The organism is Thermosediminibacter oceani DSM 16646 (assembly GCF_000144645.1).
GTDB classification, from domain to species: domain Bacteria; phylum Bacillota; class Thermosediminibacteria; order Thermosediminibacterales; family Thermosediminibacteraceae; genus Thermosediminibacter; species Thermosediminibacter oceani.
This window is the reverse complement of sequence record NC_014377.1, coordinates 407,767-433,322: the sequence shown is the minus strand read 5'-3', so window position 1 is coordinate 433,322 and position 25,556 is coordinate 407,767. Positions and strand designations below refer to the sequence as shown.

General features: G+C 45.4%; 31 protein-coding genes. 1 reads left to right on the top strand and 30 read right to left on the bottom strand.

The window, feature by feature from the left end; all coding sequences use genetic code 11:
* Window positions 1-37: 37 nt before the first annotated feature.
* From TOCE_RS02245 to TOCE_RS02100, 30 genes are all read right to left on the bottom strand, one after another.
* Complete coding sequence (locus TOCE_RS02245) at window positions 38-1,018, bottom strand: copper amine oxidase (RefSeq protein ID WP_013275267.1); 981 nt, start codon at window positions 1,016-1,018, stop codon at window positions 38-40.
* Window positions 1,019-1,058: 40 nt separating this feature from the next.
* Complete coding sequence (locus TOCE_RS02240; RefSeq protein ID WP_013275266.1) at window positions 1,059-1,403, bottom strand: type II toxin-antitoxin system HicB family antitoxin; 345 nt, start codon at window positions 1,401-1,403, stop codon at window positions 1,059-1,061.
* The gene (locus tag TOCE_RS02235) at window positions 1,396-1,650 is read right to left on the bottom strand and encodes a toxin HicA (protein WP_013275265.1); all 255 of its coding nucleotides are present in this window, start codon (window positions 1,648-1,650) and stop codon (window positions 1,396-1,398) included. Before TOCE_RS02235 ends, TOCE_RS02240 begins: the two co-directional genes overlap by 8 nt.
* 469 nt (window positions 1,651-2,119) lie before the next feature.
* A complete protein-coding gene (locus tag TOCE_RS02230; protein ID WP_013275264.1) occupies window positions 2,120-3,205 on the bottom strand; it encodes a hypothetical protein in 1,086 nt (361 codons plus the stop codon).
* 4 nt (window positions 3,206-3,209) lie between these two features.
* Entirely contained in the window at window positions 3,210-3,563 is a 354-nt protein-coding gene (locus tag TOCE_RS02225; RefSeq protein ID WP_013275263.1) for a hypothetical protein, read from the bottom strand.
* Between the two features lie 60 nt (window positions 3,564-3,623).
* Window positions 3,624-4,271: a DUF6710 family protein gene (locus TOCE_RS02220; RefSeq protein ID WP_041423829.1), complete on the bottom strand. Its 648-nt coding sequence runs from the start codon at window positions 4,269-4,271 to the stop codon at window positions 3,624-3,626.
* Between the two features lie 46 nt (window positions 4,272-4,317).
* The gene (locus TOCE_RS02215; RefSeq protein WP_013275261.1) at window positions 4,318-4,647 is read right to left on the bottom strand and encodes a hypothetical protein; all 330 of its coding nucleotides are present in this window, start codon (window positions 4,645-4,647) and stop codon (window positions 4,318-4,320) included.
* Between the two features lie 50 nt (window positions 4,648-4,697).
* The gene (locus TOCE_RS02210) at window positions 4,698-5,633 is read right to left on the bottom strand and encodes a M23 family metallopeptidase (protein WP_013275260.1); all 936 of its coding nucleotides are present in this window, start codon (window positions 5,631-5,633) and stop codon (window positions 4,698-4,700) included.
* Complete coding sequence (locus TOCE_RS02205; RefSeq protein ID WP_013275259.1) at window positions 5,633-7,417, bottom strand: VirB4 family type IV secretion system protein; 1,785 nt, start codon at window positions 7,415-7,417, stop codon at window positions 5,633-5,635. The genes TOCE_RS02210 and TOCE_RS02205 overlap by 1 nt, the downstream gene beginning before the upstream one ends.
* Window positions 7,414-8,058, bottom strand: a complete 645-nt coding sequence (locus TOCE_RS02200) for a TraC-like domain-containing protein (protein WP_013275258.1) — start codon at window positions 8,056-8,058, stop codon at window positions 7,414-7,416. The genes TOCE_RS02205 and TOCE_RS02200 overlap by 4 nt, the downstream gene beginning before the upstream one ends.
* The gene (locus TOCE_RS12845; RefSeq protein ID WP_013275257.1) at window positions 8,059-8,352 is read right to left on the bottom strand and encodes a PrgI family mobile element protein; all 294 of its coding nucleotides are present in this window, start codon (window positions 8,350-8,352) and stop codon (window positions 8,059-8,061) included.
* Between the two features lie 6 nt (window positions 8,353-8,358).
* Window positions 8,359-9,213, bottom strand: coding sequence for a conjugal transfer protein TrbL family protein (locus TOCE_RS02190; RefSeq protein ID WP_013275256.1), 855 nt, complete (start codon window positions 9,211-9,213; stop codon window positions 8,359-8,361).
* 50 nt (window positions 9,214-9,263) lie between these two features.
* Entirely contained in the window at window positions 9,264-9,506 is a 243-nt protein-coding gene (locus TOCE_RS02185; protein ID WP_013275255.1) for a hypothetical protein, read from the bottom strand.
* 12 nt (window positions 9,507-9,518) lie between these two features.
* Complete coding sequence (locus tag TOCE_RS02180; RefSeq protein ID WP_013275254.1) at window positions 9,519-11,360, bottom strand: VirD4-like conjugal transfer protein, CD1115 family; 1,842 nt, start codon at window positions 11,358-11,360, stop codon at window positions 9,519-9,521.
* Entirely contained in the window at window positions 11,350-13,839 is a 2,490-nt protein-coding gene (gene mobP3, locus TOCE_RS12390; RefSeq protein ID WP_013275253.1) for a MobP3 family relaxase, read from the bottom strand. The genes TOCE_RS02180 and mobP3 overlap by 11 nt, the downstream gene beginning before the upstream one ends.
* Window positions 13,836-14,204: a hypothetical protein gene (locus tag TOCE_RS02170; RefSeq protein WP_013275252.1), complete on the bottom strand. Its 369-nt coding sequence runs from the start codon at window positions 14,202-14,204 to the stop codon at window positions 13,836-13,838. The genes mobP3 and TOCE_RS02170 overlap by 4 nt, the downstream gene beginning before the upstream one ends.
* Before the next feature lie 261 nt (window positions 14,205-14,465).
* Window positions 14,466-14,747, bottom strand: coding sequence for a hypothetical protein (locus TOCE_RS02165; RefSeq protein WP_013275251.1), 282 nt, complete (start codon window positions 14,745-14,747; stop codon window positions 14,466-14,468).
* A gap of 467 nt (window positions 14,748-15,214) precedes the next feature.
* Complete coding sequence (locus TOCE_RS02160; protein ID WP_013275249.1) at window positions 15,215-16,240, bottom strand: ParM/StbA family protein; 1,026 nt, start codon at window positions 16,238-16,240, stop codon at window positions 15,215-15,217.
* Window positions 16,233-16,922, bottom strand: coding sequence for an HD-GYP domain-containing protein (locus TOCE_RS02155; RefSeq protein WP_013275248.1), 690 nt, complete (start codon window positions 16,920-16,922; stop codon window positions 16,233-16,235). The genes TOCE_RS02160 and TOCE_RS02155 overlap by 8 nt, the downstream gene beginning before the upstream one ends.
* Complete coding sequence (locus tag TOCE_RS02150; RefSeq protein WP_281054647.1) at window positions 16,912-17,301, bottom strand: prepilin peptidase; 390 nt, start codon at window positions 17,299-17,301, stop codon at window positions 16,912-16,914. Before TOCE_RS02150 ends, TOCE_RS02155 begins: the two co-directional genes overlap by 11 nt.
* 19 nt (window positions 17,302-17,320) lie before the next feature.
* On the bottom strand, window positions 17,321-17,530 hold the full coding sequence (locus TOCE_RS02145; protein WP_013275247.1) for a hypothetical protein: 210 nt from the start codon (window positions 17,528-17,530) through the stop codon (window positions 17,321-17,323).
* A gap of 456 nt (window positions 17,531-17,986) precedes the next feature.
* Window positions 17,987-18,769, bottom strand: coding sequence for a hypothetical protein (locus TOCE_RS02140; protein WP_013275246.1), 783 nt, complete (start codon window positions 18,767-18,769; stop codon window positions 17,987-17,989).
* 10 nt (window positions 18,770-18,779) lie between these two features.
* Window positions 18,780-19,223: a DUF488 domain-containing protein gene (locus TOCE_RS02135; RefSeq protein WP_013275245.1), complete on the bottom strand. Its 444-nt coding sequence runs from the start codon at window positions 19,221-19,223 to the stop codon at window positions 18,780-18,782.
* 67 nt (window positions 19,224-19,290) lie between these two features.
* Window positions 19,291-19,935, bottom strand: coding sequence for a Flp pilus assembly protein CpaB (gene cpaB, locus TOCE_RS02130; RefSeq protein WP_013275244.1), 645 nt, complete (start codon window positions 19,933-19,935; stop codon window positions 19,291-19,293).
* A 3-nt stretch (window positions 19,936-19,938) separates the two neighbouring features.
* Window positions 19,939-20,445: a hypothetical protein gene (locus TOCE_RS02125; RefSeq protein ID WP_187286582.1), complete on the bottom strand. Its 507-nt coding sequence runs from the start codon at window positions 20,443-20,445 to the stop codon at window positions 19,939-19,941.
* Complete coding sequence (locus TOCE_RS02120) at window positions 20,435-20,860, bottom strand: hypothetical protein (RefSeq protein ID WP_013275242.1); 426 nt, start codon at window positions 20,858-20,860, stop codon at window positions 20,435-20,437. The genes TOCE_RS02125 and TOCE_RS02120 overlap by 11 nt, the downstream gene beginning before the upstream one ends.
* 43 nt (window positions 20,861-20,903) lie before the next feature.
* Window positions 20,904-21,107, bottom strand: a complete 204-nt coding sequence (locus TOCE_RS02115) for a hypothetical protein (RefSeq protein WP_013275241.1) — start codon at window positions 21,105-21,107, stop codon at window positions 20,904-20,906.
* A 14-nt stretch (window positions 21,108-21,121) separates the two neighbouring features.
* A complete protein-coding gene (locus TOCE_RS02110) occupies window positions 21,122-21,946 on the bottom strand; it encodes a type II secretion system F family protein (protein ID WP_013275240.1) in 825 nt (274 codons plus the stop codon).
* Between the two features lie 9 nt (window positions 21,947-21,955).
* Window positions 21,956-22,858: a hypothetical protein gene (locus TOCE_RS02105; RefSeq protein ID WP_013275239.1), complete on the bottom strand. Its 903-nt coding sequence runs from the start codon at window positions 22,856-22,858 to the stop codon at window positions 21,956-21,958.
* Complete coding sequence (locus TOCE_RS02100) at window positions 22,846-24,000, bottom strand: TadA family conjugal transfer-associated ATPase (protein WP_013275238.1); 1,155 nt, start codon at window positions 23,998-24,000, stop codon at window positions 22,846-22,848. Before TOCE_RS02100 ends, TOCE_RS02105 begins: the two co-directional genes overlap by 13 nt.
* A 316-nt stretch (window positions 24,001-24,316) precedes the next feature.
* On the opposite strand from TOCE_RS02100, the gene TOCE_RS02095 reads away from it, so the two are divergent.
* Window positions 24,317-25,540 (top strand): IS110 family RNA-guided transposase, encoded by a 1,224-nt coding sequence (locus TOCE_RS02095; RefSeq protein WP_013275237.1) that lies wholly within the window; start codon window positions 24,317-24,319, stop codon window positions 25,538-25,540.
* Window positions 25,541-25,556 lie beyond the last annotated feature (16 nt).

Sequence of the window (25,556 nt, the reverse complement as noted above, 5' to 3'; positions counted from 1 at the left end):
TCCCTCCCAATAAAAAAGACCCCTTTTAGAAAGGGTCTTATTTAGTCTTTATTAGATTTATGGTCCCGTCTTTATATGCAACGTCAAAACCGATATTCTCGGCTATAAACCTGAGTGGTATGAGAGTGCGCCCGTTTTTGATTATCACTGGCTGGTCTAAAATGACTTCTTTCCCGTCTATATAAGCCTTTTTAGAATTTACGGGTAATTCAATTTTATGACCGTCGTAAGTTACGGTTACAATATTTTTCTTAAAGCCGAGGTCGTAACCAAATTCGTCAATGACGCCGCGTATGGGCACCAGTGTCCGACCTCCTAGAGCCAGCGGAGCCACCGAGAGTGTGTTTACCTTTGAAATCCCGTTTTTAGTAATGGTAACTTTTGGACTACCAAGCTTCAGAACTGCTCCGTCTTTGACGTCTGTCTCTATTTTAACCGGTTTACCGCCGTTTAACGGGTTATACATGGAAATTCTATCTTCCCAGAGAACCGGAAAGGATAGAGAGGTTTTGCCCTTAAGTAAAATACTGGCTACGCCGTTGTATTTTGGGTTGCAAAAATACTTCCATGCCTCTCCGTTTTTGTCGTAGAGCAGGTCTCCCGGGTTCAAGTTGTTATGTACCGCTTCTTTTATGTGTTCGGCGTATTCCGTTATCTGCCAGGGTTCCCCGTTGATGGAAATTATTTCTACTGACGGATACATCCAAAAACCTGTTGTTTTACGTGAGAAAAATTCTTTTATGAGGAGATCTCGTTCTTCTTCATCATCCAAATCGTAAACTACACCACTTTCAAGTCGCCACTCCAGGAACTCTGAAAGGTAAGAAGCATAAATTCCCTCCGTGCCTTGTATGACCAGTACCAGATCATCATATTCCTTGCCGTTATATGTGAATTTCCTCATAAGTGCTTCTTTATCAAAGGCCTTATCAGGGGTAATCTCCTGCACTGCCAGCACCGGTGTTGATGCATACAGCATCAGGAGCGCCGACAAAAATAAGACTACAATTTTTCGCATTAGAAATCCTCCTTTAACATTGATTTTTCTGACTTTAACTTTAAACCACCTTTTTTAAAATCTCCTCAACATATTCATCTACAGTTTTCCCTTCTCTTTTCGCTCTATTTTCCATAGCACGATATAAGTCCCCAGGTATTTTTACAGCCTTTTTAGAGCTTCCCGGTTCCGGAATTTCATCGCCGTCCTCATAGGAAACTTCCAACCATGCGTTTTTGGCTTTCTGTGCATCTTCTATAGCTTCTTCAATTGTATCTCCGGTTCCTATACAGAAAGGAAGATCCGGAAATTCTACTGCAAAACCTCCGCCTTCTTCTTCAGTTAAGGGACGAACGATAAAGGGATATTTTAGATTAAGATAGTATTCCAGGTCCTTTTTACTCATTCAGATTCTCTCCTTTCTCTATCAAATCTATTATTTCTATAGCTTCTTTTATGTAAACAGGCTTAACAGGGTTTTCTCGCTTTATGACAAGTTTATGTGGGCCCATTCTATAAATATAATGACTCGAACCTTTGCGTGGCTGTCTTCTGTGAAAACCTATACCAACCAGTAGGTTATCAACTTCTTCAAACCTTATTCCTTTTGGATTTTCTCTCATTTTCTTTATTAACTTCTCTCTTTTACTCACAACCTTTCCTCTCCTTTTCATTTATTATATCACAATTGATAAAATTTTCTATTACGGCTGAAACTACCTTCATGCACCTGACCTCCTTTCATTGCCCGGCACTCCCGACTCCGTCCCTGCCGGGAGCCGCCTCACGGCTTGGCTACCAAAGAAGGTCCCGGCCGGGCGAAGGCAAGGGGCGCGGGGAGGGATAATTGGAGGGGACCCGGACCGCCAGGGACGGGGCGGAGGCCGTTTATGCTCACCGCGGCGAAGCGGACCCCTTGCCGAAGGCCCGCGCCGGGATGTTATAATCACCGGGGCCGTGAGGCGGATTAATACCCGGCCAGAGGCCGGGGTTGTTGTTTTCTATACCGCTTTTGCAAGAGGGCACTTCCGCCAGGGCGTAAGCCCGAAAGCGGAGGTGCCCTAATTTTTAGCCCTGCATGGAGCCCGAAGGTGCTCGATGCAGGGCCGAGGCCTAAAACAGTTAAAGTCCGAAAAGAGATTTCTTTCTTTTTCTATTTGGGAGTATAGGAGCAAGCAGTTTTAAAAAGAGTAAATCATTATCTTTAGAAAAAGGATTTGGACAGTGAGGTAGAGCTGTTCCTTTAATCCCGGCATAAAAAGAAAGGTCTTCAATATCATTCTGTGAAGCTAATGGAAAAATAATACTAAATTCAGAATCAATCTTATCAATAAGCTCTTGCCACCTCCATTTTGCCGCTGAAGCTACAATAAAAGCAAAATCGGCCTTGTAAATTTCTTTGACTCTTACAGGGTCTAAAACACCAATGTCGCGGACAATATACTCATATTGTCCCGCTCTAATCTTTTTAAGGAGTATATCATAATTTGAATTAACATCTGTTGCGCTTTCATCCAGAGGAAAAATGTCTAGCCCATGAATCATAAAAGAGCCCTGAACCCTCCCGCTTCTCGCTTTAAGAACGCTGCATAGAAACCCGAGCGAAGGCCTCTGGCTGTCTTCTATAATAGCCGCGGAATGCCCTAAACGCGCTAGAAAATAAGCTATGGAGAGAGCAGTATAAGTACATCCGAGGCCGTGGGCGGTACCGGCTACAGCGATAGTAACGACACCAGAAGGCCTCTCTTCGATAATAACCTGTTCCTTTACAGGTGGAATGCCTAAAAACTGCCCGGTGTGCCACCTGGCCGCCTGGGCGTAAGTGGCGGGCTGTCTAGCAAGGGCATCTTTGACCAGCTTTCCCCAGTCCGAATCTTTCGACCCTGATATTATATCGTATATACCTAATCCTACTAGGGAAGATACTATTACGTCTCCCGGCTCTCTTGCCGGTGCAAGAATGATAATTCTCGTATGAGGTCTTGCTATTCTGAAACTTTGGAGTGCGGCCACAATATCCCTCCCAGATCCAATATCCAGGTCAAGGATGAGGATATCAGACGCCACCCTCGCCGCAGAATTCAATACGTCTTTTATTCCCTGAGAGTCCAGTGTCCCTACCTGCTCAAGGATAATCTCTCCCAGTTCTTTTGCAGCTTCAATTACCTTTTCCGATCTTTGCTTTGTGAGAATTACTGATATAAGCAAAAATTTATACCCTCCTTTCCAACTCCCTCGCAAAAAGCCTCTCCAACACCCTAAAAACCCTGTCCACACTATATCCCTGCCCTACAGCCACAGACGCCGCAAGAAAAGCCATCTGCGGGGAGATGTTTTTCCTGCCGGGACCTTCACTTCCTCCAAAAAGAACTTCAGCCAGCATCAAAATCGGATGAGATTTCAATAGGGCGTATTCTCTCATAGATAGTTTCAGTATAGGATTATCAGGATCTATTAAAAGTAACTCTTGTCTTGAAATGTTTGCCTTTTCTCCGGCAATCCTTGCGGCGTCCAGGAAAGCACCGTAGAGTTTGGCATCCTCTTCATACTTTTCTAGCGCATCCATATTCAGCCCTCCATTAAATTTAAAAAGCACATCTGCAGAATCCATGCAGAAGTGCTTATCCTATTCAAGTCCTTTTTCTATTTGATATTTCAATTTCGAAAGCTCATAGATAATTCCAATACGGAAATCAAGCAGCTCATCTTCAAACTTCTGGTTGTTGTGGCTGTTGTACCAGTATACTCCATCCGTATACACATGTTTAAAAAGTCCGGTTACGTCATATTCAGGAGCTTCAATACATCCTTTTTTAAATCCTACACCAGCAGTTATAGAATGCTTCCCATTATATATAAAACAGATATTTACAGGTGAAAAATAGAAGGCTTTATGATTATATTTATCGTATCTAAATTCGTTACTTCCTATATTTTTAATACTTTCTCTCATCCTTCCCCTATGCCATGGAAAAACCAAAACACATTCTTTGGCCAAATCCACATTTTTTATTCCAATTTTCCTTTCAAAAATGGAAATCTTTTTTTCTGTTTCATCGTAATAAGAATACGGAAAAGGTGGGGGAATTCTTATTCCTCTATCAAAATATTCTTCCCGATAAAAGATATTTGTGAGAAAATCGTATTTTAGATCTTCCTTAATTACATCAAGCATGAAATCCAATATCAGAATCTTATCTTCCTTCATCTTCTCATTTTCTACAGCCTGATGGGCAAACTCAAGGGCATATTTAAACTCGTAGGCTCGCTCTATTTTATCCAGAAAAACTTTCTTTTTTAATATCTTTTTTATAAACCTCTCAAGTATAATCTTTCATCACCTCTTTCCCCAGCAGATTGAGAATGTTGTAATAAATCCTTCCCTGAAGGAAAGGTTCGTAATGCATTAGAGAAATAAGTTCATTGCACGCTCTCATGTACTTTTTTTCGTTAAGAGCTTTTTTAATTCTTACAAGGTAAGGAATATACGATAAATGCAGTATATTCTTTTCATACTTTCTAGAAGGTTTTAATTTTTTTAATTCCCTGTAAAAATCCTGCAGGGCCTTTCTTGCCTCCAAATTTTTCTCTTCTCCTTCATCATTACACCAGCTGTCATGAGGCTTTAAAATAGAATAAAGCTTATCCATCCCTATGCCTCCATTATAATTTATTTATCCCTTAATAAGCAATTTGAATGTTACTTGAAAAAATCTAAAGGATTTACAGCCTTTCCGCCGACCCTGACCTCAAGATGGAGGTGGGGGCCGGTGCTCTTCCCCGTCGACCCCACATAGCCTATGATATCTCCGGCCTTCACGACGGCACCCTGCCTGACGGCCGTTCCTGAAAGGTGGGCGTATCTGGTCTCCATGCCGTCCCCGTGCCAGATAAAAACTGCGATACCGTAGCCGCCACACCACCCTGCATAGGCCACCCTGCCATCAGCCGCCGCTACTACAGGTGTGCCTGTTGCTGCGGCGATGTCTATTCCGCGGTGAAAACCACTGCCTCCGTAAACGGGATCGATCCTAGGACCGTATCTTGAAGTGATTTTATAAACTCCCGGCAGGGGCCATTTTAAGCTTCCTTCCAAAGGTATCCATCCATCGAGAACACCGGAGTCGGCAACAAAGAGAAACGAAAGGTCAATACTTAGAAACTCTTTAACTTTTTCTTTTTCCTGTGCTGAAAATTTGAGATAATCCAGAACCTCATCCAGGCTCTTGAGCCTGTATATCGGATACCTTTTGGTAACCGGCGGGTCTCCTTCTTTTACCTCTATCTCATCAGTCTTCTCGATAAACATTTCAGCTAGTTTTTCGGCTCCGGCGGGGGTAGACTTGCTGAAGTCCTGCATGAACCTAACAGCGTCAATTGCCACAAGAGGCTTCCAGTCGACTTTGACACCTTCGCTGTATGGGTTTTTAGTGCTTTCGCTGACCTTCACTGCGGCATCGACATAAATTTTAATCTGGCTCGGAGTAGCAAGCGGGACCCTTTCGTATGCGGTTATGGGCCCCGCGAACAGCAGAATGAGCAGTAAAGCCGGTATAAAAAAAGCGATAAGCAAGAATTTGATGATCTTTTCCGGTTCCGGCAAGAAAGCCAAAATCAGTTTCCCAACAAAATGCATCAGCTTCCGCCTCCGGTAAGATACTGTAATTCATAGGGTGCGGCTTCGATTTTCAGATGGATCCTCTGGGAGCCGGCCACCAGGAGGCCTTCACCTCTTTTTGCTGTTGCAAGTAAGTCGTGTTCCGCTTCGGATAAGTTCAAGAGGCCTGTTATAGCCTCCAAATCCTTCTCACCCTGCGCCAGCAGGAGTTTGTAAGTCGGGTTATCGAGAAGTGCCTGGCCGTATCGCTGCACCTCCGGTGCGAGGAAGTCTATAACGTTCTGGCTTATGACAACGAGGCTCCCCATATACTTCCTGATGCGTTTCGAAGTATCGCGCAGAAAGGCCAGAGCCTGAGGCGTCTGCGGATCAACGAGTAGCCATGCCTCATCTACAACGAGAATTGTCCGTTCCTGGCGGTCCCTCTCTATTATGTTCCAGGCAAATGAGAGCACATTGAAATATTGAGCCTTCCTTACCCCTTCGTCGGCGTTCTGGAGGTCGTGAACATCGAGCACGATAAGATCCGACTCTGCTTTCGCCGTGCTAGGGCCTGCCCATAGATTGGCATCGGCACCTTCGGCGCACCTTTTCAAAAGCACCGCAAGTCGACCGTAGGTCTCGTTGTTCGTTTTTGCCTGTCCAATGCAATACTTGTAAAGCTCCTTAGTCGTGGGCCATTTATCCGAAGGGATATCTGCGGGATCGGTATCCCAAGTTATTCCAGCATCGCGGTATACCTCTACTAAGGCATCCTCCAATGCAGCCTTTTCAATATCCGTAAGGTCGCGAAGATACAGGCTGAAGAATGTCCTGAGGGTCTGAATATGGAGGGCGAGGGGACTTTGAAAGATAGCGTCCCCCTCTTCATCTTCACCTACCGGCCTCAGACGCACCTGAAGGGGATTTATCCTCCCTTCTCCACCGGCACAGTTGACCCACGAACCACCGAGCAGCCTGCACATTTCTTTATACTCCCGCTCCGGGTCGATAATTATTACCCTGCTGCCCTGAATGAATTCCCTTAAAAGGAGCATTTTCGCTGCAAAGCTTTTTCCTGCGCCAGGTTTAGCCAGGATAGTCCAGTTGGAGTTCGTCCGGTCGCCGCCGCGCTTCCAGATATCCACCAGCACCAGGCCGCCGTCTCTGTCTTTCCCTAACACAATGCCGCTGCCGTCGTTTATACCGCTGGCCGTAAAGGGAAAGCTAGCGGCCACCGTCTCCGCAGGCATATTCCTTGCCCCTGCTTCTTTAACCTCATCAGGCAGTATGCACCAGGGACCAACAGCTTTCAGACCGTCCTCCTGTCGGAATACCAGAGTCCTTCCCCTCATGCCGGAGGCGGCGAGGGCAGCCTCAACCTGCCTTGTCCTGCGGTCCAGAGTTTGCTGGTCCGGCGCAAGTACCATTAGGACGACGGTGACGTAGAAAACCTGCTGCTGTTCCTGGTCTATTTTCCGCAGAAGGTCCTGGGCATCTTTGAGGGCCTGTTCGGTTCTCTGGATGGTAAGGGCGTTGCCGCCCATCTCCAGCCTTCCGGCGTATTCGCCGATAGCCTTGTTTATGCTTAATACAAGGTTGGTAGGGTCTGTCGGCTCGATGTGGACGGCGCATACTACCCCAGGCATCGAGGCGATTCTTGAAAGCCAAGCTGCGTTTACCTTAGGTGGGTATCCTGAAACGACCATGATTCTCGCGAGTTGGTCGTTGAATGTAAGCTGACGTGCGTTGAATTTGAGGGCCTGTGGCGAAAGCATGTCTATGAGGCCGGTAAGGATGTTAGTGTTTTTTTGTCTTTTCATAATCTGTCACCTCCACTAAAGTATGTCGGCGGAAGATAGGGCCCGGTGAACGCCGGAGGTCTCTCGAACGCCGCCTGGGAAGGGTGAGAGAAGCAAAAGAGAAGGTCAATAATATCTTGATCGGTGCACATTTCCGCTTTCAGTCCGGATTTATCGAGATTTGCGGCAAGCTCGTGGGCTTTTGTCTTTAATTCATCCTTCTCTTTCCCGGAAAGCATGATAAAAAACCGCCTCTCTATCGCTTCGCCGCCAGTTGCAATAGAGGCCACGTATTTCAAATACTCCTGAAGTAACCTTTTCTTTGTGATGTTTATTTCCTCTCTCGATTTTGTATTGAGAGACTGGATATAGGGGTCGAGGTCTACGGGCCTGCCCATGGAGAATATCTGTAGAGGCTCTTTTAAGCCGTTTAGGGCCTCGAATACGGAGTGTATTATCCTCTTTTTCTCGTTGTCGCTTTTCAGCCCGATGTTGAGCGGCCTGACTTTTAAGATGCTTACGTAGCGACCGTCCTTAAGTTTAACAAAGTTTTCTGTAATGTCGATCACCGGTAGCCATTCCTGGACGGACTTCTTTTTCTGATCTTCTATTTTTGCCTTCTCGGCTTTCGATGTTTTATCTTTTAGGAGCTTTTTAAGCATCTACATACCCTCCTGAATATAGAGGTATTTTTTTTGTTTTTTACTCCACTTAAGGTAGCACTTAATAAGGCTTATTACGCTATTCCCGTCGGGGCCCGGGACTGATAAGAAATAAGAAAGCCCTGCCGGGACGAAGATCGCCAAATACCTCGCAGGAGACTGAGTAAAAATGCCTAAAAGCAAATAAAATAAAAAGCCCGTTAAAAGGCCTGCAAGGACAAAGAAAAGCTCCTTCCACCCAAAACCCGGGAAAAACTCAAACTTGGCAGATATATTTTTCGGCACCTGATACACTTATTATCATCCCCTCATCATCATTCTCCTCAGAATATACATACTGCCCGCCGTCTGGCCGGCATGACCTATGGCTGAGCCCATGCCGGAATGGTAGGCAAACTGCCGAAGCACCGCCGGTGTCTTAAACGCTACCCATAGCCAACCGATAAGCATCAGCATATTGAGCATCGGCGAAGAGAAGAAGATATTTGCCGCTGTGGAAAGGAAGCCGCGGATCATGAAGGTCTGCACGGCCTGGGAAAGGGACAGGACTATAAGCTCCCTCCACCATGCGGACCAGACTCCTTCGTCGGGGCGGGTAAGCCCTACCGCCATTATGGGACCCGACACTGCAAGAAATGCGATTTCCACTGCCCTTATGCCGGTCTGTATAAGTATCAGCGCCCAGATAATTACTGCTGCGAATGACGTCACGACGAGGGCTGCCGAGAATGACGCCGAAAGTGAAAATATCGTGTTCAATGGGTTATCTGCATTTGTGGAGGGTAGTTTTGCAACTGCCCTGGCAAGCTCTCCGCCGAATTTGTAGACATTAGTCACTGCCCAGGGACCTGCCCCAATCATAAAAGCTGAAAAAGCGGTGCGCCGGAGTAAGTTCAAAGGATCAGCTCCCGGATCTCCAGAACTGTAAAGTATGTAAGACTTCACCGCCTCGGCGGCCACTTTCACACCCAAAAGGCTCCCCGCCAGTGTCCTGGAAAGCGATATTGCGTTGACTACGTAAGGCGTTTCAAGGATTTTCAACGCCAGAGCCATTTCATCCCCGGCAAAAGCGACAAAAACGCTTAAGATGCTGTCAAGAAGATTGGTTATAAAGTCTGTAATAGCAGTATTAATAAGGTTAGATATAACGTTCATACTAAAACCTCCATTATAAGATAAAGGGGCCCGCTCACGAGCCCCTTTATTTATTGAAAGTAAGAGAGAAATACCTTTACAAGCGATGCGGCGCTCATGCCGATAGCCCCGCCGACCAGGACATTCCTTATGGACCTGTTGTGTGCGGCGGTGACAGACGGGTCGCCGTCCCCCATCTGCTTCATTAGGGCGTGATAGCCTATTGCCGCACCGCTGGCTGCAGGGATAATATATAGGATCCATGTTAAGACGTCGTTTAATAAATCAGCGGCACCGGAAATAAAATCAGGCATAAGATCTCCTCCTTACCTGAGTTTTGATAGTAAGTTTTCGTTTTCCCGGCTCGTAATTTCAGTTTTCTTTTCTTCCTCGCCCGCCGATACGCCGGGGACCCACACCGGCGGGGCGGTGACCACCTCCTTTTCCTTTTCCTCCGAAGAAAAAGATGGTGTTAAATCTTTTGCTGCAGGCCATTTTGATAAGTCCGGCAGTGGAAGCCACGCCGGATTGCACCTGGCCTGAAGCACCAGCGCCCTGTCAGCTGGCCACCTTAACACTTCGTCGGGCAGCAAAAGAGGCCTCCCTGTGAGGCCTTCAGTCGTACTGTGGCTATAGTCGGTATGTCGCACCTGAGATGAATAGCTTTCCGTCCTGACCGTGTACTGGCCGGTCTTCCCGCTTATTACCCTTGCCGTATCCAAATCCGTCGTAAGAATGTAAACCCATGTGGCGCAGTTGCCGGTGATGGTCTGCGAAAGCTCTTTATACTTTGCTTTAATTTGAGAGAGGTCTTGGACAGCCAAAAGGAATCTCATACCCCGGCCGGCGGCCACTGTAATTTTTCTATCGAATTCAGGAATTGGAGGGAGGTTGCCGAATTCGTCCAATAGAAAATTGACTTTCTGCGGCAATTTACCTCCGTTCGCATTCGCAAGGTCCACCAGAGCCTGGTAGCTCTGGGCTATATACAGGGCCGCAATGACATTTCGGGTGCCTCGCTCGTCGGGTATAACGATGAATATTGACGCCTTTTCTCTGCCGGCTATGTTCAAGTTATGGTCCTGACGTGACGTGAGCCATACCACAGCCGGGTCAGCCCAGAGCCTTAATTGGGCGGCAGTGCCGGTAAAAATTGAGCTCCTGAGCCTGTCTTCTGAAAGAGCCGCAACGCCGTAGGCCGATGATGCAGGGTGGCCTTTGGGCAAAGAGCGGAAATAATCATCCAGCATGTCGCCGCCGTTTGCACCGAGACGGTGCAGCATTTCATAGACGCTTCCGAGATGCTTACTGTCATCCGGCGCAAAGGAAGCGACGGCAAGGATAAGGGCGGCGGTTAGGCTTTCCTGTGACTGTGGCCAAATAGAATCGCCAACGTGAAGCTGTTGATTTGTCAATATATTGGCAATATCCCAGGCGGCCTGGCTGGCTGCTGAATAATTACCGTCCTGTAAGGCAGATGCTACAGACAAGAGAGGGTTCCACTGGTTACCTCTATAAGGGTCCCGAAGGTCTATGAGGATCACTTTATAACCAAGGCCTTTCAAGTAGCCTGAGGAAAAATTGAAAAGCTCCCCTTTGGGGTCGGTGATTATCATACTCTCTCCTGACCGCGCCAAAGTCCATATAGTGGGGAGTATTGTCCGCCTGGATTTGCCGCTCCTTGTAGACCCTATGACCATACAGTGGGTGTCTCCGGTGTCAAGCCACGCCTTGAAATTCCTGCCGAGTTCAGCTCCTACTACAAAACCCCCTTTCGGGGGGTTGTCGTTTTTCGTTTCCCATATTGTCAACGTATTTGATATTTCTTTCTTCGTCCTCCACCGAGCAGTGCCGTGCTGTCCCTGGCCGGCAGCCTCCGGCAGGCCCATCTCATCAGTTCTCCTTCTTCTACGGCCGTATATAGGGAAAAGGACTGAAAGCACTGCCGCGGCGACGGCGGGCTGGAGCCAGAGCCAGGGGGTGCGAATAGCTTCTTTATCTAGTAAAAATACACCCGATATGGGATTTTCTATTACGTAAGTTTTCCATGTCTGGAAGCCTTTCTGCAATCCATAATCTTTAGCATAAATCGGCAGGCTGCACAAAAAAGGCATAAAGAAAAGGTCGAAAATAAGTATTATTGCCGCTATTGCCATCCTAACCTTCACGGCTTTTCCCCTCCCTCTCGGCCTCTCTTTTTTTCCTCTGCATCTCCCTTTCAGCCGCAAGAAGGACCTGGGCCTCAGCCCTGAGCCTTTCCCGTTCCAGTGCCCTCCAGGCCGCCTTCCATACATCCGAGGCCACCCTGGCGGACATTGGTATAGGGCTGCCGACCGACCAGGGAAGGTCCGGTGCATCTTTAATGCCGAGATTGGCCATAAGCCTTTCCCAGCTTCGTTTACCGAGCCAAATATCATCCTTCGATATTGTCGTCCTATCCAGTACATCCTTCAATCTTGCTTCCAATATATCCACGCCAGCTCTCTCGCACCAGCCCCGCACAATCCTTTCCCGGCCAGCTTCATCTACCCCTAAAGCTTTGAGCACGGAAGTCATTGTGACCAATGTCCATCGAAGTTCCTTTAGATCTTCCGGCTTTCCACCAGCCTGTTCTAATACGGCAACGGCAGGAGAAACTCTATCTTCGATCAGAGTTACCTTTAATTCTTCTTTTACTCTCTGCTTTTCTTCAGCCTCATTTTCTTCTACTTTTTTTACACCAAACCAGGGGAACAGCAGCTCCTCTTCTTCTAAACCCAGATTTTCGGTGAGCTGCTGCCAGTCGTTCCGGCTCATATGCCTTTGATATTGACCCTTTTCCTGGGACTTGTCGGCTATAAATTGTATACGCTCAATCTCTTTTTCCAGGGCTTTTAGAATTTCATTATGTTGTAGTCCGGCTTCTTTCCCGAATCTCTCTGCAACCTCCCGAGCCTCTTTTTCTTTTCCAAGGTAAGTCAGAGCCCGGTATATGGCGCCTACCGTCCATCTTGCCTCTTCGAGGTCATCCTTGACAAAGTCCGACCGAACGCTTCGTAATTTATTTACCGCTTCTTCCGCCCGGCGGCTGTGGAGCACCATTTCAACATCAGGTACTTCTTTCGGCACAAGATCATAAGCTCTGATAGCTACCTGTTCCGCCATACGCCGAGTTAGCCGTTCGGCTTTTAAGGGGCCAATTTCAGAAAAACGATTCTGAAGTTCCTGGCGGGTAAGGAGCCATTCAGCCGTTTCCCTTGCTTTTTGTTTTAACTCATCAGGGAGATAAGTATATGCAGGTTTTCCCTGCAGGTCCGGCATTGAGCTGGCTATATCCTGGAGGCGCTCGGCTATCTCTTTTCTAAAATTTTCGTTCAGCCGCGGCTTCAGTATGTCGGCCCCCGGGTTTTCCTGGAGATATACCCTGTTCAAGGAATAATGCGTGGTCCTCCAAAGTCTTTTGGCTGCTTCATCGGCGCTGCCTGCACCTATCCTCCTTCCGCCTATAGTCCCTTCTTGTGGTATATTCTCTATTTCCTTTCTTTCTAAGGCCTGTTCCGAAATCTTAACCGCCTCATATTCGGTCGCTTCATGCTCGGTCATCTGCGGCCTGGACTCTATGAAGCTCTCGATCTGCTGGACTTTAACAGCACCCTGCAATACTATCTGAGCTACCCTGTCTCTCATATCTTCGTAAGCCTTCTGTGCAGCTTCGTTTAGCCTTTGCTCTTGAAAAGTATGATAGCCGGCCAGCTGTCTGGCAAGGTCCTTATATCTTTCCACAGACCCCGTAAAGCCAGGCTGGGACAGGATCCAGTCAGCTATTTCTCTTGCTTCTTTTTTCACTTCCACCGGCATGTATTTAAGGGCAACCCTGCCGTGTCCGGGCATGATTTTTGCCAAGCCGTTTAATTTGTTTATAAGCTCTTCTTGAGTAACAGTATGTAATACCGGAGGGAGGCCCGGTTCCTGTCCTGCAAGGGCCCTAACTTCCAGTCTAGCTTTCTCAATCTCTCTTATGACACTAAAAACGTCCTTTCTCGCCGTTTCTCTAATCAGGTCTCTGATGGCCGACTTTTTAGCCGTAAGAGCAAGTCTTTCTTCCGCATATATTTCACGGACAAATACCCTGCGAAGGTCCTTTCGTTCCCCTAAAGAAAGGACACCCCTTGTACGCTGGGGTGTCTTTTCCCACATGACCACGTGGACGTGGGGGTGTCCCTGGGCTTGGTGAAAGGCGGCAACCCATTTCAGATTTGACTCTCGAATACCCATTTTAGCGGCAGCTTCAGGCATCGTGGCCTTGAGGGCCTTCTCCCAGGATTCCCTTGCGGTATATCCCAGTCTTATGGCGTCTTCTTCCTTCAAAGATAAGACCATACGCCAGACAATCCCATTGTGATCTTTAAGTTCCCGCTGGACTTCCCTTAGGTCAGGCGTTTTGTTTTCGGGGCCGAACAGTCCGTGGCTGCCAGGCCTCTCGTCCATATACTTTGCATGGCCAGCGGCGGTACCGGGATCTGCATCTAGGTCGTCACCTATGTTGAATTCGCCTCTATCTGCGCCCGGCCTTGTGGCGATATACTGGATGTGTGCAACGTTTTTTGCCTGATTTTTTTGAGACGCCTTGTAAAAGGCTATTTTTATTATGAAGGGTGCTCGACTCATGCTTCTTCATCCTTTTCCCGAAGGTATGCGACGGCTTTTGTGCGGGCTATCTGATATAACTCCAAAGCATTATTCTTCCCTAAGTCAGCAATGCATTGTGTATTGAGATACATAGCCGTAGCAGCTGCTACCGCAGCCTTGGCTGCAAGTTTGGCTAAGCGGTCCTCGGTAGGCTTCAGGATGTCGCGCATAGCCCTTCTTACGGCGTCCGTTACGGCGTCTATCCCGTCTTTTGCAGCTTCTTCTGTCAGTCCTTTTTCAAGTATTTTTCTTGCGATTAATGACATAGATTCTTTTCTTTTGGAAGATAGATTGTTCAAGACATCGTATGTATTTTCTGAAAGATAAACCGTTACTTTCTTCAAAGTATACCTCCTTTCTGACAAACCGCTTAAAAGCGTCGCCAACGAATTAAATAGTATCAACATATGAACCTATCTTGCACCGCTTTTTTGCCGCTCAAATATCTCAAAAGCGGTGCAAAGTGCGTCGCTTATAAATGCAGGAACCAACAGGCTCTGCCTGTTGTGTGTCGTCGTCATGCGCGGTGCGCCTTATCCTGCATTTAAAAAGAAAGCCATAAAAAGAGAGATTTTACCCCCACGGGGCCGGCATATCGACAGGCCTTAGAAAGATAGGATATTTTCAAGGCTTTCGATAAGCATTTTTTCTGCCGTGTCATAGCCGGCCTGTTCCGGCTCTGCTTCTTCCCGTGGGCCCGGTGGGTAAAATCCGGAAGCTTCAATCTTCTCAAGCATTGCTTCTATTTTTGAAATTTTTTCACCGAAATCTCTATAAAACCGTAGCGCATTTTTTATGTATTGACTTCTCTCATTCCTAGCCAGCCCCTTCAGTAGTTGTTCAATGTCCTCATCTCCTTTTCCAAGCCTAAAGCTGTATACCTTCAATACTCTTCACTCCCATATAAGTTTACACTCTCTAAACTGCATCCAATAAAGGTAAATAGACTGTTAAATCGAAAAATGTATTACACCGTGCTTCAAACACAATTAGAATGTAATACAAAAACGAAAAAATAATCCTGTAAAACCATCTGTATTCAGCGGTTTGGAGGTGTAAACATAAGGTTAGGTATAGTTGTAATACAAATTAAAAATCAATAAACTAGAAACGGTATAAAGCCAGGGTTAGAGGATGTAAACATTATCCTTAATAGAAATGTATTACAAAAAACAAAAATAGCTCTCTTAAACCGTTGTATCATCTGGACTTAAGGCCGTAAACATGTTTATACTCTTCTCGCAAAGTCGAATGATATATTTAAATTCTCTCGAAGTGAGGTAGTTCTTCTCTCTCATATATTCTTCGGCCATCTGCTTCATGAGATTCCAGGCATTCTCGTAGGGGTTATATATCATTTGGCCACCTTCTTTTCCTCTAGCTCTGCTACCTTTAAAAAGCCTCTTGCGTTGGCAAGCTGGGGGTCCTTAACTATTACCGTGTTTTCGTATATATCCGTAAGGAATTCCTGTAGGTCCTTCGCACCACCGCCGGCCAGGAATACGGTGTTGAAAAAGTCTAGCTTATTTCCCCATACTGCTTTGAGTCTGTCCTTTATTACTTGGGCTATTTCAGCTTTTTTAGCCTTTAGTTCTTCCGAAAAATCCAATTGCCTGCCGCGGAAAAATATTCTGCCGTCGCATATGAGACGCATAAGTTCGGGGATATCCAGTTTACCGCCAGTCTTTTGTGTAAAAAGTTTATCGGCCATATTGTAGAGTGACGATATTCCGATATCAATAGTTCCTGAAAGATCCTCCCTGAGCACCAACCGATTATCTACAAGAAAAACAATAAAATCTGTAGTCTTAAAACCTATATCTATCAATCCTAAGTAACTTCCTCTGATAAGATAATTCTGGAGATCTCCCCAGATAGCGTAGTAAACGGCCCCTGCCGCTTGGGGAAAGATGGTGACCTTATCGAATTTGATTACTTTTACCTTTTCATCTCCTTTAAAGCATGCTAGAACCTTATATCCCTTTAACATCTCTTTAAACTCGTCTTTTTTATGGATATATTCCTCAAGTGGAAGTCCAGAAACTAAATGAATTGGTAAATCCTCTGCGGGAAACAAAAGAATTGACGCCGCGGCAAGAAGGGCCCTGGTATTCGGATGATTTATCTTGTTCTGGTCAAAAGCATACGAAACGTTCCTGCTTTCCCTCCTTGCCAACTCTCCAACAAAAAACTCCAGCTTTTCACCGTTCACAACTACCAGATGCATGTTATCAATTACTTTTTCCTGATTATTCTCAAATAAGCTTTTCAAAGGCCTTTCATATGCATTTCCTACAAGCGAAGGAAATACCGCAACTTTACCGGCCTCGTTCACGCCCTTCACGTACCCATACCCTAAGTCCAAACCAATTTTAAACATTTACGACCGCCTCCTCGTTTATAATTTCGACCATTACATTTACCACATCAGGATCAAACTGGCTCCCTGAATTCCTTAAGAGTTCATCAATTACCATTTTTCTACTAATAGCCGCTCTGTAATGTCTGCCTACCAACATTGCATCAGCGGCATCACAGACAGCAATTATCCTTGCTAAAAGCGGTATGTGGTCTCCTTTCAGACCGTCAGGATAGCCGGCTCCGTCGTACCTTTCGTGGTGATGTTTAACTGCTTCCGTCACACTTGCCGGAAACCCCCGACCCTTTAAATAAAAAGCACCCAGCACCGCATGACACTTGACCACCTCAAATTCTTCGGGCGTCAGCCTTCCCTTTTTCATAAAAACAGCACTAGGAATAAAGATTTTTCCTATGTCGTGCAAGAGTGCAGCCTGTATAAGTACTGTCGCTTTTTTTTGTTCCAAAGCTATATACTCAGCTACTTTAGCACAAAGTCCTGCGACTCTCGCCTGGTGATTGACGAAGTGTTCTTCGTAGAAATCAGCCTCATACGAGTTTACCGGCTTTAGAATATCTCGGTTTTCGTAGCACCTCCTGCAAAAAACGCATTTTCCGTCACAGTATCCCCTTGTGATTTCGACGGAATACAGCCCGTCCTCTCCTCTCGCCATAGTGGTGAAGAGCCTCATACTATCCTTCAAAAAAACACCCCCATGAAATGAGAAATGAGAGAAATAAATACGGCACTAATGGAATTGAATATCTCAATCCCTTTCCGGTGACCAAAGCATATATGAGCGTTGCTAACATTAACCCGGCCAACGACAGGGTTATAAGGAAGAAATCACGGCCCATCAAAAAAGCTAAGACGCTTATGAGCTTGATATCCCCGCCACCAATACTTCCGCTGGCCGCTATTGCAACCAATAAATGAGTAATAAAAACAAAGCCTCCTATAATAAAGCCTTCTTTAAGATTACGGCAAGCAAACAGGGAATAAATAAAGAGGGCAAGTACTGCCCAGTCCGGCACTTCCCTCTTTTTAATATCAACCCAACTTAAATAGCCTAAGACAACTATAACGAATAGGTATGTTATCTCAATTACCCCCTTTAAGGGATTCCAATTTACTTAATAGATCCTCCAGATACTTGCCGCTAGTGACGAAATGTTTGTTGTAATATTCTACCGCCCTTTTTAAAGGTTCAACCGCCTTCTTATCTCTTCTTTCGATAGCTTTTTCAAGAGCATCATGTATACCTCGCCATAAGATATAACTCAATTCGTAATCCATTTGATGACCTTTCATTTACACCCCTCCAACATTTTTACTTTTTTCCCCGTGCTTACGGCCTGGCTTCGAGAGCCGGGGGTTAAGGTGCTGTCGACGGGGTCATGCACTCCCGACCCCGTCCTTGCTGTGAGCCGCCTCACGACTTGGCTACCCAAAAAAAGGGCGCGGGGAGGGATAATTGGAGGGGACCCGCCAAAGGCGGGGCGGAGGCCGTTTATGCTCACCGCGGCGAAGCGAACCCCTTGCCGGAAGCCCGCGCCGGGATGTTATAATCGCCGGGCCGTGAGGCGATAATTTACCCGGCCAGAGGCCGGGGTTGTTGTTATTTTCTATACCGCTTTTGCATTTATAAAGGGCACTTCCACCAGGGCGTAAGCCCGAAAGCGGAGGTGCCCAAAATTTCGGCCCTGCATGGAGCCCGAAGGTGCTCGATGCAGGGCCGGAATCTCTAGTATATCCTAAATACCTTTTTTAACTTTTTGGGGGGTAAAATGTTCCTATAACTACAAAAGTGGCAAACCTATGAAATTTATGTACCGTTCCAACGTAAAAATATAAGTCTCGATTTTTGAAATAATCGAAATATTTGTTTTTGATTTTATTAAGTACCTTATCATTATATTTCTTTCTCCAGCTACGGTAACTTTGATATATTTCCCAATCAACATACGACAATATATGTTCCCTATTGCATTTTTTATCATCACAAATGAACTTATAAGCAAAAGACCAAGGTATTTTTTCTAAAACTTGTTTTTGTACCGATGAAAATAAGCTTATTTGTCTTAGGTATATTTCCTTTTCTGGCCTCCAATTTTCTGGTTCTTCTTGTATAATAAGATCAAGTACTTCTTTTGGTTTAATTAATCCAAGAGATATATTTTCATTCTTGCATTTTTCTATTAATTCTTCTAATGATTTATTTAGCAAGGGAAGAACAATCTTTTTCCTTTCAGCCCAATTATCTTTAGTGTCTACAAAATGTAATTTCCTTATACTATCTGGATCAACATGATAACTTTCGGGCCTCGTATCATCAGATGATTTTATAACTTTAGCTTCTATCCATTCATATTTCCTAAATTGCTTTTCTTGTGGGAGATCCCTGAATTGAACAGGATATAATCTTATCCATTTACCTTCATCGGTTATCCCTGCCACACATACAGCCTCGCCATATCTTCTTGAAGGCTGTGGATATGCTTTAACAGTAATTAATATTCTTTTTGTCTCCCATTTGTAGGTAGAACCCATTAAAACCACCTTATAAATGCTTTATTATCAACCCATTACCATCCATTTTTTTTATGTTCCATGCTAATATACTTCTGTGACATTTAGAATAGTTTTTTTCATAACACAATAGACAGCAATTTTCCTGATGAATCTCATTTAAAAGCTCTTCCAGCAAAGACATATTTGATTGCAGCATTTTCTCGTATTCATTAATAAACATAATAAAATCTTTTGTTCGGTATAGCTTTTCACGAAGGTCTTTTGGAGTCCCAAGTTCTTCTATATGCTTATATTTAATGCCATTTTCAAATAATATTTTATTTAAAATCGATTTAGAAAAACCTTTTTTTCTACTTACAGGATTCTTTCTGACATCTATAATAGTATCAATATGATTTTTCTTAATAATATTTATAAACTGTTCTAAATCAATTCCTTCGTATCCGATTGTGTAAACAATATTGACTGACATAACAAACACCTCTAGTTTATATTATCTTCTTCAAAAAAATAAAAAATCCTCCATCCCGGTTCTAATATTAATAACCTACCAGGAACAAGCTACCGATGACTTCGTGATACTTTATCATCACTGCTTGTTCCGGTGTAACAATTAAAGTTACCGCGGAAGGAATAAGCATATCTTTTTCATACTGATTCTTTTTATCGCCTTTTTTAGTCGTGTCTTCTCCCATTTTATTTACGACATCGTATATCTGAACTTTTTGAGCTATTACTTTAGAACCAGCGCCTTTTTCTTGCTCCTTAGGCACCCATCCCACATCCACCACATCACCCGGCCTAATCTTACCAGCCAGGGAAGATGTGAGGTTGACGCCTATAGTTACCCTCCTCATGCCGTTTTCCACTACAGGAACTTTTTCAGTAGAGACCATTTCTTTTAAAATATAGGATCCGGCGCTTATGTTTACCTTCGCATAACCGCTTACTTTCTCGTTCGGTAAATACATGCCTTTTACGTAAGCTGATTGAGGAATTGTTTTCAAGCCTATCCTTCCAGTTATATCTTCTCCAGCTTCAATGTCGGCTGCTGCAACAACTACCTGTATCTTTCTATCGCTTTCTGCCATACTTTTAAAATATCTGTACTGCAAAAACGTTAATCCCGTAGCAAGTAATAAACTAATCACAATTAAGACCGTTTTTCTTTTAAATGCAAACATCCATTACTCCTCCTGCAGATTGTAATAATTGTCAACATCCCGGTGTATAGTTATATCCACATACTCACCGAAAAGCCCTTTTAAAGCCGCCCTCCTGGTTTTAAACCTCACCACCACATGGATGGCCGTGTTTTGTATGTAAGTTCCTCGGGAGCAAAATGTAGGGTAGCTTCCCGGATTATATACCGTAAACTCCTCCACATATACCGCCCCCGCAGCAATGCTTCCCGGCAGGGGGTTCATGCCGGCGTCGAGCTTCATATTTTTCCGGAGGTATTCATAAAATGTTTCTCTTGCGGTGTTGATATCCAGCATGTACTCTCCGTAGGCTATATCTACAGGATTTGTGCTTTTGAGTGCCGCCAGGGCCGCCGCAGTAACGGCATCGTCGGCTGCGTTTTTGACTGTATAAAGCAGCCTGCTCTCTATCAGAAACAGGCTGAATGTCATAAAAGGGATGAGGAAAAGCAGGCCGAAGATTATCGTCCCACTGCCCCTTTTATCTTTCATACTTCTTGCTAACCGAGCTGATAGGCCCGTAAACCATTGTAGCATTCTGGTCAATCCTCCGTATGCCACCTAAAGTGATCGTGTAACGCCTGATCGTATAGTCGTAGGCAAGCCGTAGCCTGACTTCTTCACCATAGCTTACGGGGTAGGGAGTGTAGTCTATATGGACTTTGTTCAGGTCTATACCTTTCGTCTGGAGGAAGGCCTCTAATGCATATAGCGCATCCTGCGTCATGCCGCCTTCTATCTCCATTCGTAGAATTGCCTCTCTTGCTGTCTGGCGCAGGACGTCGTATCGCGTAAGGTCCGTGAGCATATTGACCGTGTTCGCAATCGGCAGTATGAGAAAAGGTAGTATCAGTACAAAGGCGACTATTTCGGCGCTTCCCCTTTTCCAGAAGCTTTTATCTAGCATAGTTCAGTAGGGGGCGGTTCACCCGCCCCCTCTTTGCACCTCCTTACTGGCCGTTTAGTACCTGCTCCATCTGCGTGTTTAAGTTGCTTATACCGGTGCTGGTTGTCTGGCCAAGGTTGCGGATATACGGAGCGGCAGCGAGGATGATGAACAAGAGTATCAGCGCTATTGCGACAATTTCGTTGCCTTTCTTGTTGCATACAGCCTCCTTAACCCTTTGAAAAAGATTCCTTAACATGTTAAACATTTATACCAACCTCCTTAAAAGAGTAATTTTAGCCCACCTTGAATATTCGTAAAATATGGATACATATAAAGCGTCACGATAGACGCCATAAGGAAAAAGGTCGCCGCAAGGACCTTGTACTCCATAGCCTTATCCTGGCGAGCTATTTTGGCCGTCGCGGTGTTGAAAAGTGAGGATGACAGAGTGGAGAGGATCTCAAGCGTCCTTCCGGTCCTTTCACCCTGCAGTAAAGCCATCGCCAGTATGTTAGCTTCGGGTAGATTTACTTCATTGCAGAACCTTCTCAGGCATCCCTCCTTTTCCCGCGTCATTACATATTCGGCGGCGAGCCTCGTAAGGGCATTTCTCACCTCCTTCGTTTGGGCTGATTCGGCTGTGATGAGGAATATATCTTCCAGCGGCACGTCGGCCGCCGCTCCTAGCTCGAAAAGGTCCACTATTTCCGGCATTTCCCTGCGGAAGGCCTCCAGCCGCTCTTTTTTGGCGAAATGGATGTATATGTCTAGACCGAACAGTCCTAAAAAGAGCATCATTACTGCCTGGATACCTTCCATGTGGGTGAGGTATACATAAATCAGCGAAAATAAAAAGAGCCCGGCACGGGCGAGGATGTAGGCCTCGGCGGTGAGCCCTAAAGGCCTGCCGGCGGCCTTGAGGTTGGCGTTTATTCTTTCCAGGATATCCCGCCTCACCGTTTTACCCACTAACTTTGAAATTTCATGGACCGACCTTATCCGGTAAATTCTTTTTTTGAGAGAATAGATTTCATATTCCCTTAAAAGGTTGTATAATGCATATGCCAGTACGGGTACGAGTAAAAGGCTGTAAATAATCTTCATCCCTCCTTTTTATGCGGAAGAATTGATGTTTTTGATCATATAGAGTCCGAAGATAATAGCGGCGGCGTTGGAAATTGCTATAGCCTGTCCAGTTACCGTATTCCTGATCGCAAGAGCCACTTCCGGATCGTTTGATACATTCAGCATGAGGACAAGGTTTATCACGATCATAAAAAGTATTACTAAGCTTCCCACGAACGCGTTGGCCGACTCAATAGCCTCGAGAGAATGTAGCTTCTCCGCCTGCTCCCGGAGTTTTGTTAGTGCCTTCCCGAAATTGCCGCCGTATTTTGCGTTCATTTTGGCGAAGTTTATGAATTTCCTGAACTCCTTATCTCCTACTTCGAAGGCTATATTGTCCAGACATTCAGCAATGCTCCGCTGGGTCTTTTCAAACAAAAAGACGTTTCTTTTTAGGAAAGATCTCAACGGCTCCGAAACGTAAGCCGCGGTGGATTTTAGGGCATTGATGATATTTCCTTCGATATTGTAGAACCCAGTGAACGTAGACAGAAAAGTCAGATATGCCGCTTTTACTTTTTTCGCATTCATCGTTGCAAGGAACATCATGCCGGCATATGGGATATAAACTAAGGCAGCGGCATAGAACAGCGCCGCAAATCCAAGCCGGCCGAAGAAGTAGATGCCGGCCAGGAATAATATGCAGCTGGCAAAGACCATGTTTTTGGCGTCGAGGAAGGGTAATTTGCCTTTTATACCGGACCTTGCCACAAGCGCGTCTATGCCTTTCAGGACGTTGCTTCTGCTTTCCAGGAAACCGAAGGCTTTCCTGTATCGTGAAAAATAGCTTTCGAACAACCGCCTCCTGAATTTTGCCCGTAGAATTTCGGTAGCAGTGATGTATATAAGTGTGGATAAAACAGCAAATTGCAGGAAAGCTACATAGTGCAAAAGCCGCCGCCTCCTTTCGGCTCAAATATTTCCTTAACCCGATAGTCCTCCATAAACACTATTAAATCAAGAGACGCATAGAGCATTTCCCGCAGGTCATCCACCGGTACGTCGGTTCCGGACCTTTTCATGAGCAGGATCAACCTGTTGACAACCTCACCAGCGGAATTTGCGTGGACCGTAGCCATACTGCCACGGTGGCCGGTATATACGGCGTTAAAGAAGTCCATGGCCTCTTTATCTTTTATTTCACCTATAAAGATGCGGTCTAGACTCATTAAAAGGCCTATTTTGGTCAACTCGAAAAGGGTGTAGTCCTTCACCTCCGGGTTATCGGATATCCTTACCAGTTTACATATTACGTCCGGATGCCGCGGCTTTATCTCGAATGTCTCCTGAATCAAAAGGCCCCTTTCATCATGTGGGACCATATCAATGAGAGCACCCAAAAGAGTCGTTTTACCGCTGCCACCCTTGCCGGCTATGACTATTGTCTTTTTCTCCAGGACCGCATTTCGGAAAAAATCAGCCTGTTCGTCCGTTAACATGTTTCTCTCCACCAGCTCGGGAAGAGAAAATCCTGTAGTCGGCTTTCTGATTGATATTGAAGGGGAAAGAACGTTGATAGGCTTTAGGGAAATAACTATCCGCAGGTTTCTCTTCCTGTCCGTAAGGATCGCTTCGGCGTTATAGTTTTCGTCCAGCTTGCCGCCGCATAAGGCAGCTACTTTGTAGCAATATCTCGTTAGATTTTCTTCGCTTCCGAAATCTACAGATACACGAAATTTTTTGCCGAATTTTTTGATATAGACGATATTAAAAGCATTTACAAGTATGTCTGATACCTCAGGGTCTTCAATATAAGGATGTAGCGGTCCATATCCAAAAAGCGCATCCATAACTTTCCGAACAAACGCATCTATACTGCCGCGATATATTTTCTTACCAACGATAACGTCCTTTATTTTGCTCTCCAAAAGTGCTCTGGAACATGCCCCGCTTTCGACGCCGGCAACCAGCTCGGGGCATTCGGCTACAATTTCAGCAACAACCTCTTCTACGGCACTATTGACGGTAGAGTCTATTTCCAGTTCAGGCTGATAATCGGTATTTTCCGGTGCAAAAGGATTAATTAATGCCAAAACTTCTCACCTCCTTGTACAATATAGTTAGCTTTAATAATGTAATTAAGGGTCATTCAAAGTTTTTTGACAACCACACAGGAATTCTGATAAAACTTAGCTAATATTTCTCGTAGCGGCAGGGGACTTCGATCTTCCTCCTTGGGAAGCTCTTTCGCTGTCCCGAAATTAAGAGTGAAGCCCCTCCTCTATGAGATGTCTCGAATGAGCACGTTGCGGATGTAGCTTGCTGCATGCCTCGAGTTACGCGCAAGGTTGAGACTTATAGAGGATTGCGGGAACCCTGCCTAATTCAGTGAAAGCGAGGATGTAAATCATGTTCTATGGCGGTATTGATGTGGCTAAACACAGTCACGAAGTATGCCTCGTAAACGACTCCGGTGATATAGTCTTAAAAATGCATCTAGACAATAACCATAAAGGAATGAATAAGCTTTTGCAGGCATTGGAAAGACTCGGTTTAAAGCCTGATGACGTAAAGTTCTGCTTAGAGGCTACCAGCCATTACTGGCTCCCTATCTACTGCTACCTCACTAACCAGGGATTTGAACTTCATGTCATCAATCCCATTCAGTCGGATGCTTTGCGGAATCTCTATGTGCGTAAAACTAAAACCGACCAAAAAGATGCTCTGCTCCTTGCTGACTTGCTGCGATTGGGAAGAGCCCCCGAGACCAGACTCCCTTCCGAAACAACCCTCAAATTGCAGTCGCTCTCCCGACTCCGCTTTGAGTTCGTACGCCAGGTCGGTGGCCTTAAGAACAGGGTGCTTGGTATTTTGGATAGGATTTTCCCTGAATACCCAGACTGCTTCTCCGATGTGTTTATCCGGACTTCAAGGGAGCTGCTTAAATCTTACCCGGAGCCGGAAGAATTAGCCGAAGTGGACCTTTCAGAGTTATCTGCTTTCCTGAAAGAACATTCCCGCGGTCGGTTCGGTGAAGAAAGAGCTAAAAAGATTCAATCTCTGGCTAAGGGGACCTTCGGTATCACCATGGCTTTAGACGCTTTCACATTACAGCTTCGTTTGTTGGTTGAGCAAATTGAATTTATTGAAGAACAGATAAAGGTTATTGAAGATGCAATTAACGAGGTTATGGAGGAGCTTCGTCCTAGTAAGGATACCCCTTATCGCCACGTAATTGAAACTATTCCAGGTATTGGCCCTGTCCTGGCTGCCGCAATTATCGGTGAGATAGGTGATATTTCTCGTTTCCCTAACCCCCGGGCTCTCGTAGCTTATGCCGGTTTAGATGCTACAGTCAGGGCTTCAGGATTGTTTGAGGGTACTCGTAACCGTATGTCTAAACGCGGTTCCCCTGTTTTAAGAAACAGCTTGTGGTTAGCCGCTGTTTCAGCCCGCCGTTTTAACCCGGAGTTGAGGGCTTATTATGAGCAAAAACGCAGCCAGGGAAAGCACTCGAATGTTGCTACAGGAGCCGTTGCAAGAAAACTTGTTCACCTGATCTACTCTCTCTGGAAGGATAACCGGCCGTATGACCCGGATTATCAATGGTCTCCTCCCGGCAAAAATGCGTGAACAGAATTTCTATGTG